This is a genomic window from Tardiphaga sp. 709 (assembly GCF_032401055.1).
Taxonomy (GTDB): Bacteria; Pseudomonadota; Alphaproteobacteria; order Rhizobiales; family Xanthobacteraceae; genus Tardiphaga.
On the sequence record NZ_CP135529.1, the window covers coordinates 5,796,202 to 5,815,314 of the forward strand.

The 19,113-nt window shown below is 60.0% G+C and carries 3 protein-coding genes; 2 read left to right on the plus strand and 1 reads right to left on the minus strand.

The features are described 5' to 3' along the window. Positions 1-288 precede the first annotated feature (288 nt). Together RSO67_RS27840 and RSO67_RS27845 are read left to right on the plus strand one after the other, a co-directional pair. On the plus strand, positions 289-7,206 hold the full coding sequence (locus tag RSO67_RS27840) for a VWA domain-containing protein (RefSeq protein ID WP_315841489.1): 6,918 nt from the start codon (positions 289-291) through the stop codon (positions 7,204-7,206). Further along, on the plus strand, positions 7,173-18,350 hold the full coding sequence (locus tag RSO67_RS27845; RefSeq protein ID WP_315841490.1) for a VCBS domain-containing protein: 11,178 nt from the start codon (positions 7,173-7,175) through the stop codon (positions 18,348-18,350). Before RSO67_RS27840 ends, RSO67_RS27845 begins: the two co-directional genes overlap by 34 nt. A gap of 109 nt (positions 18,351-18,459) precedes the next feature. Here the strand turns inward: RSO67_RS27845 and RSO67_RS27850 are convergent, their stop codons facing one another. After that, complete coding sequence (locus tag RSO67_RS27850) at positions 18,460-18,948, minus strand: hypothetical protein (RefSeq protein WP_315841491.1); 489 nt, start codon at positions 18,946-18,948, stop codon at positions 18,460-18,462. Between the last annotated feature and the right edge of the window lie 165 nt (positions 18,949-19,113).

Consider the following 19,113-nt stretch of genomic DNA (forward strand, 5'->3'; position numbering starts at 1 on the left):
GCAAAGTATAAAATAAGTCGTTTTTTCGAATACTTTCTTATTTTTACAATAGATACGCCGTGATTTGTGGATTTTTCCGGGCATTCCCAAAAATAGACTGTCTAGAAGAAGTATTACTGTCGAGCGGTTCATCTTTATTAATTCGCTGTTTCATTTTTGAACTTAACCAATGCAACGAAAACGCTTCAAATTTTACAGGTATTCATTGACGTCTCTGCGTTCTTAAGAATATTTTAACCCTCGCAGGACTTGGACGTTTTTCGGTCCGATCAGCTTGAGGTTGTAGTCATGAACGCTCCCGTATTGCTCGCGCAGCTCGCCGGTTCCACCACGCAGACCCCGCAGTCTCCGAAGAACCTGAAGCTCGAGAAGCCGCAAAATGGGCAGGCGATTTCGGTTCATCTAGACGGGAACACCAAGCTCGATTTTGCTGATATCGCGAGCGAGAAGCTGACCTTCGTCAAGGTCGGTGAAAAGCTCATCATCCTCTTCGACAATCAGTCGACGGTGACTGTCGATCCAGTGTTCGACTCGATGGGCAAGCCGCTCACCGATCTCGCATTCGACATGGGCTCCGATCGCACGCTGACAGGCGAGCAGTTCGCGCAAACATTTCCGATCACCACTGATCAGTCCGTTCTGCCCGCAGCCGGCGGTGCAACGGGCCCGACGGGCGGCGCGAATTTCGGTGATGCGACCGTTGGTGCGCTCGGTGCCTCGGGCGCGCGTCTCGCGCTGTTGACGGGCGAAGACACTGGCGGCGGCTTCGATCCGCTGGAAGATGGAACGCCTAATCCGTCGCCGATTCCGGGCGGCGTGACGGCTGTGACGCTGAATGAAGACGGCTTTGCGGAAGGCAATCTCGGCGGCACCGGTGACACGGGCGGCACCGCGACGTCCGTGACCGGTTCGCTCAATGTCGATTTCGGTACCGATGGTTCGAATCGCAGCTTCGCGTTCTCGCTCAATCAGCCGACGCTGGCCGGCCTGACCTCGGATGGTCAGACCGTTCAGCTCGCTTTCACCACCGTGAACGGCCAGCCCGTGCTGATCGGCTATGTCGGTGGCGATTTCAATGTCGCTGCCAATCAGGTCTTCACGGTATCCCTCGATGCTTCATCGCTGCAGGGCAGCTACACCTTCACGCTGTTGCGTCCGCTCGATCATCCGATCCATGGCACCGAAGACACGATCAATCTCTCGATCAACGTGATCGCGACGGATGGTAGTGGCGACACTGTGGCCGTCACGATTCCGATCGGCATCAACGACGATACGCCGGTGATCGGCACGCCTGCCGATGCCGCGCTGACGGATCCGCTGTCCGGCAATCCAGCGACGCAGACGGGCTCACTCGGCATCTCATGGGGCGCCGACCGCTATAACGATCATGTCGATGGCGGCGTATCCGCGACCACCGGCGCAACGGGCGATCGCTCGGTCGTGTTTGCCAACACGCAGGTGACGGCCGCTGGCGACGGCACGACGGCGATCGGCACGCTGACGTCGCATGGCGAGACGGTGCACTACGTGCTGCTCGAAAACGGGACTGTGCTGGTCGCCTATACCGGCGACACGGCACCGACGAGTCTTGCCAGCCTGCAGCAGAGCGGCACGCCGAGCGGTGAAGGCGAGGGTGGCGAAGGCGGGATTGCCAACAACGTCGTCTTCGTCGTGACCCTGTCCGACGCCAGCAATAGCGGCAGCTATGTCGTCACCCAGTATCGTTCGCTGGATCACGACAATGGTTCAGCCACGTTCCAGAACATCGATCTAGCCTTCAACTTCACCGTGACGGACAGCGATGGCGATACGGTCAACGGCACGCTGCATGCGGTGATCGCGGATACGGTGCCGGTTGTGACCGGTCCGGCCGACGCAAGCACACTGAGCGAAGGCAACGGCGAAACGCCGCCGAGCGAAGGTGGCGAGGACATGCCCTCTTTGCTGGTGGTCGGCGGTTCGTTTACGCCGAAGGACACCGGCGCCGTATCACTGCACATCGATTGGCGTTCGGATAATCAAAATCCGAACACCCCGGGTGCTACGCATGATCGCTCGGTCACATTCACCGCTGCGACGCAAACCGCTCTCGAGAACCTCGGCCTGACTTCCGACGGCGCGACGATCATCTACACGATCTCCGCGGATGGCACTTTGCTGACGGCAACGACTGCTGCTACCGAAGGCCATAGCGCGCGCACCATCTTTACCGTGCAGTTGTCCGACAGCGGAAATGGCAGCTACGACTTCGCCTTGCTGGACAATCTGGACCATCGGGGCAGCTCCGAAGGCAGCCAGGCGCTGACATTTGGCTTCATTGCGACCGACAGCGATGGTGACACGACGGCTCCAGCGAATTTCACGGTCAACATTACCGACGAAACTCCGTCCTTCACCTCCGAAGGCGTCGCGCCCCAGTTTGTCGATGAGGAGGGCAATGCCGGCGACACCTATGCGTCCGGCGATCTCGCTGGCGAAGCCAAGACCGCAACTGCATCGCTGAACATCGCGTGGGGCGCGGACGACGCCAATAACGTGGTCGATGGCGGCTTCACTGGTAGTGCTGGCGACCGTTCGGTGGTCTTTGCGAGCAATGCCGTCAGTTCGCTTCAGGCGCAGAACCTTACGTCGAATGGCGTCGCGCTGCAGTATATCCTGTCGACCGATGGTACGACGCTGACGGCCTATCAGGGTTCAGGCCGTCTCGATGGCGACAAGGTGTTCACCGTCACGCTGTCCGATCAGGGCAACGGTTCCTACAATTTCACGATGCTGGGTCATCTCGATCACCCGATTTCGGGCGTTGAAGACGATCTGACGCCGGTATTCAATTTCACGGCGCGCGACGGCGACGGCGACGCGATCTCTTCGAGCTTTTCGGTGACGATCAACGACGACGCGCCAGTGGTGCCAGTCACCACGCCGGTCAATCTGATTGTCAATGGCGACTTCTCCGCCGGCGACTGGTCGGGCGTCGCGAGCTGGGGCAACTACAGCACCAATGTCACCGGCTGGACCATCACCGGCGACCGTCTCGAGCGCGTCAATAGTGGCTATCTAGGTGCGACCTTGCCGAATGGCGGTCACATGGTGGATCTGGAAGCCTCGCCCGGCGACCTGACTCTGTCCCAGACCATTGGCGACATGACCACCGGCCAGACCTATCATCTGTCCTTCGCGATCGGCGAAGCGACGGGGCCGTATGGTGCACATCTGGAAGTGTATTGGAACGGCACCCTGGTTGGCAGTTATTCGCCACAAACCGGCGCGATGCAGACCATTGATCTGACTGTCGTTGCCGATGGCACCAGCAACACGCTGTCGTTCAAGGAAACGGGCGCCATCGATAACAGCGGCACCTTCCTCGCTAATGTCAGCCTGACGGCGGCGGCGGTCGGCATCGTCGATGAAGACGGTTTGGCCAACGGCGTGGCAGGCGGTGTCGGCGATGTCGCCGGGCAGGCGACCGTGGTCACTCATGCGCTGAATATTTCGTGGGGCTCAGACAACGGCAACAGCGTCGTTGATGGCGGCATCACGGGCTTGCCCGTGAATGGTGACCGCGCCGTTACTTTCGATGCGTCGAATGTGAGCGCACTGTCGGCCTTGGGCCTGACCCACAACGGCACCGTGATCACCTATCAAATCTCTGCCGACGGCACCAAGCTGATCGCCTCGGCAGGAGAGCAAGAGATCTTCCACGTCGCACTGTCCGACGTGGACAGCGGCTCCTACACTTTCACGCTGACCGGCACCATCGATCACCCGCTGCATTCGGTCGAAGACAACGTGACGCTGAACTTCGCGGTTCGTGCGACTGACAGCGATGGTGACAGCATTCCCACTTCATTTGCGGTTCTGGTCAACGACGACGCTCCGTCGATCGGCAAGATCGGCGATCAGACGATTGCAGAAACCACCAGCACCGAGTTCTCCAATACCTTCCTGACTCAGACTCTGTCTGACGTTTCGTTGAATATCTCGTGGGGCGCGGACGACAACAATTCCGGCGCGTTCAATCGCTCTGTCGCCTTCGATGCCGCGCTCGCCGGTACGGCACCGAGCGGTCTGACTTCGAACGGCGTTGCCTTGATCTATGTGCTGTCGGCTGACGGCACCGGGCTGACGGCCTATCGTTTCGACGGCACCAATTATATCGGAGTCGGTGGCGGCAATCTCGGTACCTCGCCATCGGATGCTGCACGCGTGTTCAGCGTGCAACTGTCGGATCTCGGCAACGGCAGCTACACGTTCAAGCTCTACGACAATCTCGATCACAAGACGGGCGACGGGACGTCGCTCAATCTCTCGTTCGGTTTCACCGCGACCGACAGCGACGGCGACACCACGCCGGTTTCCAATTTCAACATTGTCGTTACCGACAACGTGCCGTTGCTGGTCGGTAATGCCGACATCGGCGCGCTCACGGAAGCGGGGCTGCCGACAGTCTCGTCGACCTTTGGTAACCTTGGCATCGACTGGAATGCCGATGATCGTGGTTCGGCCCATCTTGAATTCGCAAAGGATTCCAATGGCCTGGCCATCGTTCCGCAGGGTCTGACCTCGGACGGTGTTGCGCTTGCCTACACTGTGCGCCTCGCGGCCAACGGTGTTGATGAAGAGCTCGTCGCCTACAAGGTCGGCGACACTGTGGACCATCCGGTCTTCATCGTTGCGCTGAATGGTCTGGTCAATCCGGCCTTCGCTGCCACGCTGTTCCAGAATCTCGACCATGTAGGCGCTGGTAACGACAGCAGCCTGACGCTCACCTTTACGGCGCATGCGATCGATGGCGATGGTGATACGGTTGATCGCACCTTCACGATCACCGTCGCAGACACCAAGGCGACGATCGGGACACCTGCGTCCGCTCAGGCGGACGAGGACGCATTCGGCAATCCGGCCGGGCTCAGCCTGATCACGGACAGTGCCATCGACACCGATAACAACAACCGCACAGTCGGCGGCAAGCTCAACATTTCCTGGGGCAGCGACGATTCCAATACGGTCGTCAATGGCGGCATCACCGGCGCTCCGGTGGCCGGCGATCGCGCCGTGACATTCGACGCGTCGAATATCACGACGCTGCTTGGCCTGAACCTGACGCATAACGGAGCGGCGCTGAGCTATCAGATCAGTGCCGACGGCCAGACCCTGACTGCGAAGGCGAATGGCGAAGAGATCTTCAACGTCAAGCTGTCTGACGTCGACAGCGGCTCCTACATCTTCACGCTGACGCGTAACCTCGACCATCCCGACCACTCGGGTGAGGACAATCTGAACCTGACCTTCAAGTTCATCGCGACGGATTCCGATGGCGATGCAACGACTGCGACGTTCGATGTTGCGGTCAACGATGATAGCCCTGTGATCGGCACTCCGGCATCGACCCAGGCCGATGACAGTGCGCTCGGCAATGTGTCAGGTCTGTCGATCATCACGGACTCGAGCGTCGATACCGACAGCAACAGCAAGACGGTCGGCGGCAAACTCAATATCTCCTGGGGTGCCGACGACGGCAACAATCTCGGCAATGTCGGCATTACCGGTGCTTCCTCGGTCAACGGCGATCGCGCCGTGACGTTCGATGTGAACGCGACCAATACGGCACTTAACGCGCTTCATCTGACCCATGACGGTACGTCTCTGGTCTATAGCTACAGCTCGGGTAATTCACTGCTGACGGCGAAGGCCAACGGCGCGACCGTGTTCACGGTGCAGCTGTCGGATGACGGTTCGGGTAAATACATCTTCACGCTTGTCGACAGCTTCGATCATCCGACCCACGGCACGGCAGATAGTCTCAATCTGACCTTCAGTTTCATCGCCACCGACAGCGATGGCGACAAGGCGACCTCCACCTTTGCGGTCGCCGTCAACGACGATCTTCCCACCATCGGCAGCCCGGCTGCATCGCGAGTCGATGAGGACGATCTCTCCGCCGGAAATCATGATGGCCTTGTGCCGATCACTGATGTGACGGTCGATACCGACAGCAGCCGACTGACCGTGGGCGGCAAGCTCGGCATTTCGTGGGGCGCCGACGACGGCAACAGCTCCGTCAACGGCGGCGTTAGCGGCGCGTCGGTGAACGGCGATCGCGCCGTCACCTTCGATAGCGCGACGACGGCTGCGCTGACCTCGCAGCATCTCTCTCAGGGCGGCGTTGAGCTGACCTATGTCATCAGCAACAACGGCACGGTGCTGAAGGGCATGGCCGGTACGGCGGAAGTGTTCAGCGTCACGCTGTCCGACCAGAACGACGGTTCGTACATCTTTACGCTCAAGGGCAAGCTCGACCATCCGGACACGACAACCGAAGACAATATCGACCTGACCTTCAATTTCACCGCGACGGACAGCGATGGCGATACGGCCACGTCATCCTTCAAGGTCACCGTCAACGACGATGCTCCGACTGCCGCTGGCGAAACCGCCACGGTGGCGGAAGCGTCGCCGGCTGTGGGCACCGGCAATATCATTCTGGCTTTCGATCGCTCGGGAAGCATGAGTGACGATCCGGATGGCTCGGGTGGTTTCTCGTCGCGCCTTGCGCTGGCGAAGGCTGCAGCCATTAATCTCTTGAATACGAGTAATGCCGATCAGGTTCTGATTGTGACATTCTCGGACAACGCCACGTCCTCGTCCTGGATGACCAAGGCGCAGGCGATCGCGTATATCAACAGCAACTCGTTCCCGGGAACGAACGGTGGCACGGACTACGACAACGCCACGGCCGCAATCCAGGGCGCCACGATTCCGTCTGGCGGTACCTCGGTCTACTTCTTCACCGATGGCCAGCCGACAGGTAGCGGCGGTCTCAACAGCACGGAACGTGCTGCATGGGAAAGCTTCCTGCAAAGCAAGAGCATGACGTCCTACGCCGTCGGCGTGGGTAACAGCATCGGCGCCAACGATCCCGACCTCAACGATGTCGCCTATCCCGGCTCACCGCTGATCATCACAACGGCCAACGATCCGGCGCTGCTCGGCACCATCACGCCGACGCTGCCGACCTCGGTTGCCGGCAATATTCTCAGCAATGACCACTTCGGCGCCGATGGCGGGCGGATTCTGTCCATCATGATCGGCAGCGTCACCTATACCTGGAACGGCTCGTCGACCATCACCAAGAGTGGGGGGAAACCGGTACGATCTCCGGCAATGCGTTGTCGATCGACACAGGCATCAACGGTCACCTGAACTTCAACTTCTCGACCGGCGCCTGGAGCTACAACGCGCCGTCCCAGCTCGTGACCAACACGACCGAAACGTTCTCCTACACATTGATCGATGGCGATAAGGACACCGCCGGCGCCAATCTGGTCATCAGCGTCACCGCGGTGAACGACGCGCCGACCAACACCGTTCCGACCGCGCGCGTTGTGAATGAAGACACGGCGATCGTTTTCAGCTCCGGCAATAACAACGCGATCTCGATCGCGGATGCCGATCACAACGGTGGCAACGAAACCGTCACGCTGTCGGTGCTGCACGGCAATCTGACGTTGTCGGGTCTGAGCGGTCTCACCGTGACCGGAAATGGCACGGGCAATGTAACCGTCACAGGCACGGTTGCGGCAATCAATTCCGCGCTGAACGGCCTGAGCTATCTGCCGTCCGACAACTACAACGGCGCTGATACGCTAACGATCGTGACCAACGACAACGGCAATAATGGCGTGGGGGGCGCCAAGAGCGACACCGATACGATCGCCATTACCATCAACCCGGTGAACGATGCGCCCGTCATCACGCCGGAAACGCGTGAAGTCTCGTATATCGAGAACGGTAACGATCTGAAGCTGCTGTCGAACGCAGTGATTACCGATCCGGACAACCCGACCTCGCTCAATGGCGGCTTCATCTCCGTCACGCTCGGCAACACCGTTGCTGGCGACCAGCTGCAGATTGCTGACAACAGCAATGTGCGCCTGCAAGGTAATAACGTGCAGATCTCCAACGGCTTCGGCGGCTGGACGACGATCGGCACGATTTCGGCCGGCGGCTTCGGCGGTACGTCCGTCACTATCACACTGAATTCGAATGCCGATGTGGCTGATGTGCAGACTGTCGTCCGCAGCCTGGCGTTCTATTCGAGCTCCGACAATCCGACCGGCGTGGACCGCACGGCGACCATCACCTTCAATGATGGCGGCCATGACGGCAGCGGCGGCGCACTGTCCGACTCCTCAACCGTCACCGTCCATGTGACGCCGGTCAACGATGCGCCGGTGATCGCCGGCGGTTCCGAGCGCTCGGTTTCGGTCGCTGAAAATAGCACGGCGGTCACCACTGTGACCTCGACCGATCCGGATGGCGGCACGCCGACTTATTCGATTGTGCAGACCGCAGGCACCGACTTCGCGAAGTTCACGATCAATCCGGTTACAGGCGCCCTGAGCTTCGTCAACGCGCCCGATTACGAGAATCCGACCGATGTTGGCGGCACCAACGGCAACAACACCTACGAGGTTGACGTTCGCGTGTCGGACGGGAATGGGGGTACGGCCGTTCAGACCATCAACGTCACCGTCACCAATGTGAACGAAGCGCCGGTGCTGGCGCCGAACTCGAATTCCGTCAGCTACACGGAAAACGGCAGCGCGCTGAAGCTGATGCCGACTGCATCTGTGACCGATCCGGATAGCCCGTCGAGCTTCGTGGGCGGTTCGATCACCGCCTCGCTCGGTGCGACCGCGGTCAGCGGCGACCAGCTGGTATTCGCCGGTAGTAGCGGCGTCTCGCTGGTCGGCAATGTCATCTGGATTGGTTTCACCGTGGTCGGAACCGTGAGCGGTTACGGCACTTCAAACATGACGATCAGCCTCGCGGCCGGCGCCACCGACGGCAATGTGGAAACGGTGCTGAAGGCTCTCGCCTATCAGTCGACCTCTGAGAACCCGACCGGAGCAGATCGTACGGTGACCGTTACCTTCAACGACGGCGGCAATGACGGCAGCGGCCCGGCGTTGTCCGATACGTCGACTGTCACCATCCATGTGACGCCGGTGAACGATGCGCCGGTTGCCATCAACGACACGGGCTCGGCTACGGAGAGGGGCGGCGTTGCCAATGCCACCGGCGGCAGCAATGCCACCGGCAACGTGCTCAGCAACGACAGTGATGTCGACGATCTCCAGACCTCGCTGGTGGTCTCCGGCGTGCGCGTCGGCACCGCTGGCAGCACCGGGACCGTCGGTTCGACTCTGACCGGCGCGCATGGCTCGCTGGTCCTCAATGCCAACGGGACCTACACCTATGTCATCGACGAGACCGATGCGCAGGTGCAGGCACTGAACGTCAATGGCACGATCACGGATACTTTCACCTATACGGTCCGGGATCCGAGCGGTGCGATCGATACGGCCCAGCTCACGATCACCATCAACGGTGCCAATGATGCACCGGTGGCGACCGACGATACGGGCAGCGCCACCGAAAAGGGCGGCGTCAGCAACGGTAGCGGCGGTGTCACCGCGACGGGCAATGTGCGGACCAACGACAGCGATGTCGACAACACGACATCCTCGCTGGTCATTTCTGCCGTTCGCACCGGCGCAGAAGCCGGCACGGGCACGGCAGGTACAGTCGGTTCGTCACTGGCTGGCCAGTATGGCAGCCTCAAGCTCAATTCCGACGGTAGCTACACCTACACGGTCACGGAAACGAACAGCACGGTCCAGGCTCTGAACGTCGGTCAGTCTGTCACCGAAACCTTCACCTATACGGTGCGCGATGCGGGTGGTCTTACCGACACAGCCCAGCTCGTGATCACGATCAATGGCGCCAACGACGCGGCTGTCATCACCGGTAACGTCACCGGCTCGGTGACGGAAGCGAGCGGCGTTGCCAACGCTACGCCCGGAATCCCGACTGCGACCGGCGATCTCAACGTGACCGATGTGGACAATGCTGCGATCTTCACGGTGCAGAGCAATGTCACGACCAGCTACGGCACCTTCTCGATCGGTGCCGACGGCGCCTGGACCTATAATCTGAACAACGCCAACAGCACGGTTCAGGGCCTTAACAACGGCGGCACGCTTCACGACCTGATCACCGTCACAACGGCGGACGGTACGTCGAAGCAGATCGACGTTACCATCAACGGTGCCAACGACGCTGCAGTTGTGTCTTCCGCAACGGTGAACCTCACCGAGACCAATTCGGCTGCGTCCATCAGCACCATGGGCTCGCTGACGATCACTGACGTCGACAACCCTGCGACCTTTGTCGCCCAGAACAATGTCAACGGCACTTACGGCAAGTTCTCCATCACCTCTGCAGGGGCATGGACCTACACCGCTAATAACGCCCATGACGAGTTCCAGGTCGGTCAGACCTATACCGACACGTTCTCTGTCAGCGCAGCGGATGGCACCCTGACCACGGTTGTGATCAACATCGCCGGCACAAATGACGCGCCTGTGCTGACCGTGACCAATGGCAGCAGCGGCAGCATCGGCGACGGCTTCCAGAGCGGCGGCTATACCGGCTCGACCGGCAGCCCGAACCTGTGGACCACCAACTGGACCGAAGTCGGCGACAACAACTCATCAAGCAACGGCGACATCCGAATTTCATCCAGCGGCGGTAACTCTTACGTCCGACTGGGTGATAGCGACGGTTCAAATTCATCCTTGCAACGCACGGTCGATCTCAGTGGGACGTCGTCGGCCACGCTGACCTTCGACTATCGGCGCGTTGATCTCGATAGTTCGAGTGACCAGGTTTTCGTGCAGGTCTCGACCGATGGCGTGAACTTCACGCAAATTGCTGTGATCGGTGGTGGAAACTTCGACGACAATGGCTTCTTGAGCGCCAGCATAGATCTCTCAGCCTACCGTTCGAGCACAACGACGATTCGCTTTGTGGCGTCGGGTGGGCTTGGCGACAGCGATTACGTCTATCTCGATAACGTCAATATCTCCTACAGCAACGAGCCAACTTTCACCGAGAACGGCTCGGCGGTCGCGATTATCACCAACGCGACGCTGTCCGATGTCGACGATGCAAACATGGCGTCGGCCACAGTTGTCCTGACCAACAAGCAAGCGGGTGATCAGCTCTGGATCAACAGCACGGCTCTGTCGAACGGTTCGACCGGCACCGTGAACGGCGTGTCCTACCTGGTGGCGGAATCCGCTGGCGCAATCACCATTACCTTCAGCGGGGCCGCGACCAAGGCGGCCTATGAGCTGGCCATCGAGGCGGTGAAATACGCCAGCACCAGCGAGAATCCGTCTACGACGGATCGCTCGTTCCAGATCACCGTCAATGACGGACACGACAATTCCAATACCGGAACGGCTGTCGTCCATGTGATCGCTGTCAATGACGCACCGCTGGCGGTGAACGACACCGGCGCGGCGACCGAAAAGGGCGGCGTGGCCAACGGCACCGGCGGCAGCAACGCTACCGGCAATGTGCTGAGCAACGACACCGATGCCGAGACTCCCAGCGCATCGCTGATCGTCTCTGCCGTTCGGACCGGTACGGAAGCCGGCAGCGGCGCGTCCGGCACGGTTGGTTCGTCGCTGCTGGGCACTTATGGCACGCTGACGCTGAATGCTAACGGCAGCTACACCTATGTTCTCAACGATAACAACGGCACCGTCCAGGCGCTGAATGTCGGTGGAACGCTGACCGATACTTTCACCTACACGGTGAAGGATCCGAGCAATCTGACCGATACCGCCCAACTTGTGATCACCATCAATGGCACCAACGATGTGGCAGTGATTTCGGGCACGATCACGAGCTCGGTCATAGAGGCCGGAGGTGTCAACAACGCGGTAACCGGCACACCTACTGCGACAGGCATGCTGACTGACACCGATGTCGACAATACGCCGAACACCTTCACGGCTGTATCGGTGGCGACCGGTACGACCAACGGTTACGGCACCTATACGATGACCGCAGGCGGGGTGTGGACCTTCACGCTGAACAACGCCAACGCCGCGGTGCAGGCGCTCAATGTCGGCCAGACGCTGACGGACACGTTCACCGCGCAGACGGTGGATGGCACGTCGCAGGCGGTGACCGTGACTATCAACGGCACTAACGATGCTGCGGTGATTTCGGGTACGACCACCGGCGGTGTGATCGAGGCCGGCGGTGTCAGCAACGCGACGGCTGGCACGCCCACTGCGACGGGCACGCTGACCGACACCGACGTCGACAACACGCCGAACGCCTTCCAGGCAGTGTCGTCCGCGACCGGCACGACCAATGGTTACGGCACCTATACGATGACTGCCGGCGGGGTGTGGACCTATACGCTCAACGACAGCAATCCTGCGGTTCAGGCGCTGAACTCTGGTAACACGCTGACCGATACCTTCACGGTCAAGACGGCGGATGGCACGTCGCAGGTGGTGACCGTGACCATCAATGGCACCAACGATGCCGCAGTGATCTCCGGCATTACCTCCGGAAGTGTGATCGAGGCTGGTGGCGTCGACAACGGCATTGTTGGCACGCCGACGGCGACCGGCACGCTGACGGATACGGACGTCGACAACACGCCGAATACGTTCCAGGCGGTCGCGGCCGGTGCGGCCACAACGGGTGGTTACGGCACCTATGCGCTGACTGCTGGGGGCGTGTGGACCTATACGCTCAACAACGCCAATCCGACGGTTCAGGCGCTCGGCGCTGGTGGGGTCTTGACCGACACCTTTACGGTCAAGACCGCGGATGGCACGCCGCAAGTGGTGACGGTCACCATCCACGGCGCCAACGATGCGCCGGTGACGGTGAATGACGTTTACACCATCAATGAAGATCAGATCCTGACGGGCGTCAACGTTCTGGCGAACGACAGCGATCCCGAGGGCAGTACCCTCCAGAGGGTCGGCAATCTCGGTGGCTTCTTGGGGCCGTTTGCATCGGCGAGTCTGACGCAAAGCGGTGATCTGACCGTAACGCCCACCGTGAACGGTAGCGGCATCGTGATCCTGACCTATCAGGCATCCGACGGAACCCTGTCAACCCAGGGCACCATCACGGTCAATGTTCGCCCCGTCGCCGACGCGGCGGTGCTGACGGCCTCGGGCGGCAACGAAGACAACGCCTTTGCCATCCACATTGCCTTGGGCGATACCGACGGTTCGGAGAAGGCCACCCATATCGAACTCAGCGGTTATCCCGCCGGGACGACCTTCAATCAGGGTTCGCTGCAGGGCGGCGTTTGGGTCATCGACAATCCTGCCGGGATCGACCTCGCGCACCTCACCGCAACGACACCCACCAATTACAACGGTACGTTCAACCTCGGTGTAAGTGTGACGGTCGTCGATCACGCCACGCTCACCACGGGCCTCGTAACCGATACTGCGACGTCGACTGGCACGATCGCAGTGACGGTCAATCCTGTTAACGATGCGCCGGTGCTGACGGCGGACGATGCGACGCTCACCGAAACGGCGGGCACGGACGCCGGGCTGCTGAGCACGACCGGCAATATCCTGAGCAACGATCACGACGTCGATGGCGACACGCTCAGCGTCAAGACCATCCGGGCGGCGAACGGCGTCCCGACCGATGAAAGTCCCATCGCCATCGCTCCGGGCGGCAATGCGACTTCGCATGGCATCTACGGCGATCTCGTGATGCATTCGGACGGTAGCTACACCTATACAGCGAATGCCGCCTTCGATGCGCTGGCGGATGGCGTCCAGAAGACCGACGTCTTCAAGTATGTCGCGACCGACGGTAACGGCGGCGATGTCGCGCAGTACCTGACGGTTCACCTCACCGGTGTTAATGATACTCCGGTCCCGGTCGACGACGATCAGAACCTGACCGATACCGCGGCTATCGACGCGGGTACGGTGAAAACGTTTGCCGGCAGTGTTCTGGCCAACGATCACGACGCAGAGAACGACCCGCTCACGGTGATCACGATCCGGCCAGATGCGCAGTCAGGCCCGACCTATCTCAACGGCGCCACGACGGTTGCGCACGGCGTCTATGGTGATCTCACGATCAATCCGGACGGCACCTACACCTATACGCCCAATGCGAACTACGATGCGCTCGGAGCGGGCGTATCAGCCACTGACGTGTTCAAGTACGGCGCATCGGACGGCAACAGTGCCCATGGCGGTTTCCTGACGTTCCACATCACCGGCGGCAACGATCCCGCGGTGTTCACCGGCATCGATACGACGGGTCTGACCGAGTCAAACGTGGCCCAGTCGACCGGCGGCACGCTTGTTGTCAATGACGTCGACGGCGCCGACACGCTCGTGCCGCAGGCCAACGCGGCAGGCAGCAACAACTACGGCGTCTTCAACGTCAATGCCGACGGCACCTGGACCTACACGATGAACTCGGCGCATGGCGAGTTCGTCGCGGGTCAGACTTACACCGACAAGCTGACGGTCCACTCGGCCGACGGCACCGCGCATGATTTGACCGTGAACATCCTTGGTACCGACAACAACCATGCGCCAGATCTCGTCAATGGGACCTACGGTGGCACGGTGACGGGGCAGGTACATGCGTTGCCAGCCAGCGCGCTGGTCAACGGCAGCTTCGAGTCAGGGGGCACGGGATGGACCGTTGCAAGCCAGGCAGGTGGCGCGGCCTTCTCGTCGAACTTCCCGGCTGATGGTTCGGGGAATTTCACCGCCAACTCATTTGGCCAGGTCACAGGCATCCAGACGCAATTGACGCAGGTCGTCGATACGCTTCCGGGTCTCCAATACACCTTGTCTTTCCAAGTCTATACGGTGTCGACGACCCCCGGTGGCCATGTCTTCGTGAACTGGAACGGCACGCAGGTCCTGGCCGTTGCAACTGGTCAGGCTATAGGCGGCTATCACACCTTCACCGCCACGGTCACGGGGACAGGACACGACACCCTTCAGTTCGCCGTCGACGATCCGAACAACAATCCTGCAACCTACGATTCCTGGCGGTTTGACGCGGTTTCGCTGACGCCGGCTACGCATTACGAAGCGACCAGCGGAACGATCGCGTTCAGCGACGCCGATGTGTCGGACGTTCACTCGGTAACGGTCACGACGCCGGTGGGAAGCAACTATATCGGCAACTTCGTGTCGACGGTCGATGAGGCCACCCATCAGGTCAAGTGGACTTTCTACGCCAGCGACAGTGCCCTGCAGGCGTTGTCCTCCAATTCTGTCGATCAGACCTACACGTTGAAGATCGACGACGGCCATGGCGGGTTCGATACGCAGAACGTGACGGTGACGCTTGCCAAGCATATCGACGCGGCGCCGGTCATCACCTCGTCGGCCCAGGCCGGCTTTGCAACCGAGGATGCGTCGGTCGGCATCGTCAATCTGGTCCAGAACCCGACCTTCGAATTGCCGAACATCTACAATCCTGTGCTGACGCCGTGGACCGTCAGCGGTGCCGGCGTGGCGCACATCTATGGCAGCGGCGCCAACGGCAGCGTCGATGCAGCCTACCTCGATCAAAACACGACGCTCAGCCAGACCATCACGACGCAGATCGGAACGACCTACACGATCGACTTCTTCATGCACAATTACGGCACGCCGTTCAGCGTCAGCGTCAACGGAACACCCGTCTGGACAACGAGCAACGTCGTCCCGAATTGGACAGAATATTCGGTGACGTTTACTGCGACGTCGACATCGACCGTGTTGTCCTTCGCCACCACGGGCGTGAACGGCGCCGACATTGACGAAGTTTCGGTCCAGGCGGGAACCAAGCACATCGTCGAGGGGATCGAAACGAACGCGGGAACGATCACCTATACCGACGCCGATTTGATGGACACCCACACCGTCGCGGCGAGTGGGCCGACGTTCACATGGTCGGGCGGCTCGCTGTCGCAGGCCCAGATCACCGCATTGACAAATGCCAGCTCGTTGACATTGAACGCGACCGACAGCACGGGGACCGGACAGGGATCAGTCGCGTGGAAACACAGCATCGCTGACAGTGCGATCCAGTTCCTGAACGCAGGCCAGACCTTGACCGAGACCTATACGGTCACGATCGATGACGGCCAGGGCGGCACCACGTCCCAGCAGGTGACGATCACGATCAACGGCACCAACGAGCCGGTCGCACCGACGGGTCAAGCAGGTACGCTCGCTATTACCGAAGACGTGACGCGCGTCCTGACGCTGAGCGATTTCGGCTACAGCGATGCCGACGGCGACGTAGCCGCGGGCGTGACCATTACATCGCTATCGATCAGCAGCAGCCGGGGCATACTGCTGTATGGAAGTTCCGCGGTCACGGCTAACCAGTTCATCTCTGCGGCCGACATTGCTGCCGGCATGCTGAGTTTTGCGCCGAAGGATAATAACTTTAGCGGCAGTGGCACCTTCACCTTCAAGGTAAAGGACGCAACTGGCATGAGCGACGCCACGGCCCGTACCATGACTCTTGCATTCGACGGGACGGATCGTACTGACACTACGGCAAGCGGTGGGAGCACGGATACAACCCAGGTTACGCTGAACTCCGGCTACGTCTCTTACTTCGAGAACGGCGGTAGCGGCGATACGCTTCGCATCAACGCGTCGTCGGCTACGACATTCACAAACCTGAACTTCCTGCAGAGCAGCAACAATCTTGAGGTTGGCTGGTCTACCAGTTCTGCGACGGGGTATGCGACACTGCTTGACGAGTATGTCTTCACCAGCAGCAGCAACAATAATACGTTCGAGAGTTTCCAATTTCAGAATGGTGGGAGCTACTTGGGGTACTCGCTTTCGTCGTCTGCCTATGTTGTGTCGCGCGCAATGACGACCACGACCGCTGGCATGGTCATTATCGCTGGATCGGAGGCGGGAGATACCATCAGCACTCTCAATTCCAACGGCAACAACCTGTTGTTCGGTAACGGCGGCAGCGACACCATCACCGGCGGTTTCGGCAACGATCTGATCGTCGGGGGTCTCGGCGACGACACGCTGAGCGGTCGAAACGGAAGCGACACCTATGTGTTTGGCCTCGCCGACGGCAACGACACGATCAATGATTACTGGGCCAGCAATAGCGACTTCGACCGTATCGTCATCAAGACAGGTGGCGCGGCGATGTCCGGTCTGTTCGCCTATGACAATGATCCCAATACGTTCTACGGCGACCTGGTGATCCAGTATAACGGCCAACAGGTCACGATTCAGAACCATTTCTATATGAATGGCTTCCAGGTCGAGTTGATCAACTTCGACGGTGGTTCGGTATACGGTTACAACCTCGGGACCAGCGACTATGCGATCGTGAACGGCCTCACTGCGGATCCGTCCGAAGTCAACGGCTACCGCACGATTTCCCTGTCATCTGGAAACAACTTCGTTGCCGGCGAACTTGATACCGCTAACAAGATCACTGGCGGCAGCGGTAATGATTTAATCTTCGGCGGAGACCAGAGCGATATCCTCGCCGGCGGAAACGGCAATAATCTGATCGTTGGCGGACATGGCGATGACACGCTCAGCGCCGGTACTGGCAACGACGTCTACGCTTTCGGCATGACCGACGGGACCGATCGGATTACCGACGTCAGCGGTACCGATGCGATCTTCATCGCAACGCACGGTGCCGCGATGTCGATGCTCACGGCGACGGACAACAACAACGGCACCACGCACGGCGATCTGGTGATCCAGTACAATGGCCAGCAGGTCACGGTGATGAATCATTTTGACGGCGGTTCGTCGGGCGCGAATTCGATCGAATCGATCGCATTCGATGGTGGCTCGGTCTACGGCTACGACCTAGGTACCTCCTCCTACGCCATCAGCAACGCCGATCCGAGTAACGCAGGCGGTGCCCGCACGATCGACCTCTCCGCGTCGTCCGCGCAGAACTTCATTGCGGGCGAGGATGGTGCTGCCAACGTGATCACGGGCGGCGGCGCCAAGGATCTGATCTTCGGCGGCAGCCAGAATGACACACTGTCGGGCGGTGCCGGGAATGATCTGATCCAGGGCGGAGCCGGAGACGATATCTTGATGGGGGGGCTTGGTAACGACGTCTTGCGGGGCGGCTCGGGAGCCGACACGTTCAAGTTCGGTGCGGGTCACATTGGCGCGGCGAACCTCGATTCGATCCTCGATTTCAGCAACGCCGAAGGCGACAAGATCGATATATCGGGCTTGCTCGACGGCATTGCTGGCGTGCAAGCGGATGGTTCGAACATCAATAACTACGTTCATCTGACGCAGAACGGAGGCAATGTCCTCGTGCAGGTCGATACGACCGGTGCCGGCAATTTCTCCGGCAACACGCATGATGTTGCAACGCTGGTCGGCTATGGCACCAGCAATGCTGATATCGTGAACATGGTGTTCAAGAACACAGATCACTCAATGACTGTCTGATGACCGACGCGGCTGGCGATCCCGGCCGTGTTGCTTCAACGAATTGCAAAAGCCCCCGATGATCGGGGGCTTTTCATTTGGTTACGTATGATTGAACTCGTTGGTGTACCTAAATCTTCTGCCCCGCCGGTGTCTTCGGCCCCGCCGGAACGCTGCCACTCCCGCCCACATCGATCCTGATCCGCTGCACCTCCGTGCGCCCGGCCGGATACTTCACCTCGATGGTCACTTCATCACTGCCGACGAAGTCCGCCTTCGATTGATAGAAGGCGATGAACCCTGGCACTTCGAGCGCGAGGCACTGTTTGTAGTTGGTGGCGCTCACCTTGCCGCGCTTGATGCTGACGGTGCCGTTCGCAGGTGGGGTCACCATGCGCAAAGCGGGCAGGGTGCCCGAGGTGCAGTCGGGCTGGACGTTAAGATAAACGCCGACCTGGAAGTTGCGCGCGGTCGGGCCCTTGGCGGTCCGCTCGACGACAGACGGTGTCGCTGCAGGCGGCACCGGCGAGGGCGTCTGCGCCCAAAGGGCGGTTCCGGAACCGGTTCCCGCCAGAGTGCTTATGACGAGACTCAGCGCGACGACCGGCTTCCGAAACATGGAATTTCTCTCGATTGGCGGGTGATAACAGCGCGTCGCGACATCCCAAGGATGCAGCAAAAGTGCTGTCATATCAATGGATGGGGCGCCCATGGGCCGGGTTAATGAGGGGCGGTTGGCCGGTCTCACGACTTGGTGTAATTCTTTGAATCAAAACGTGTTTGG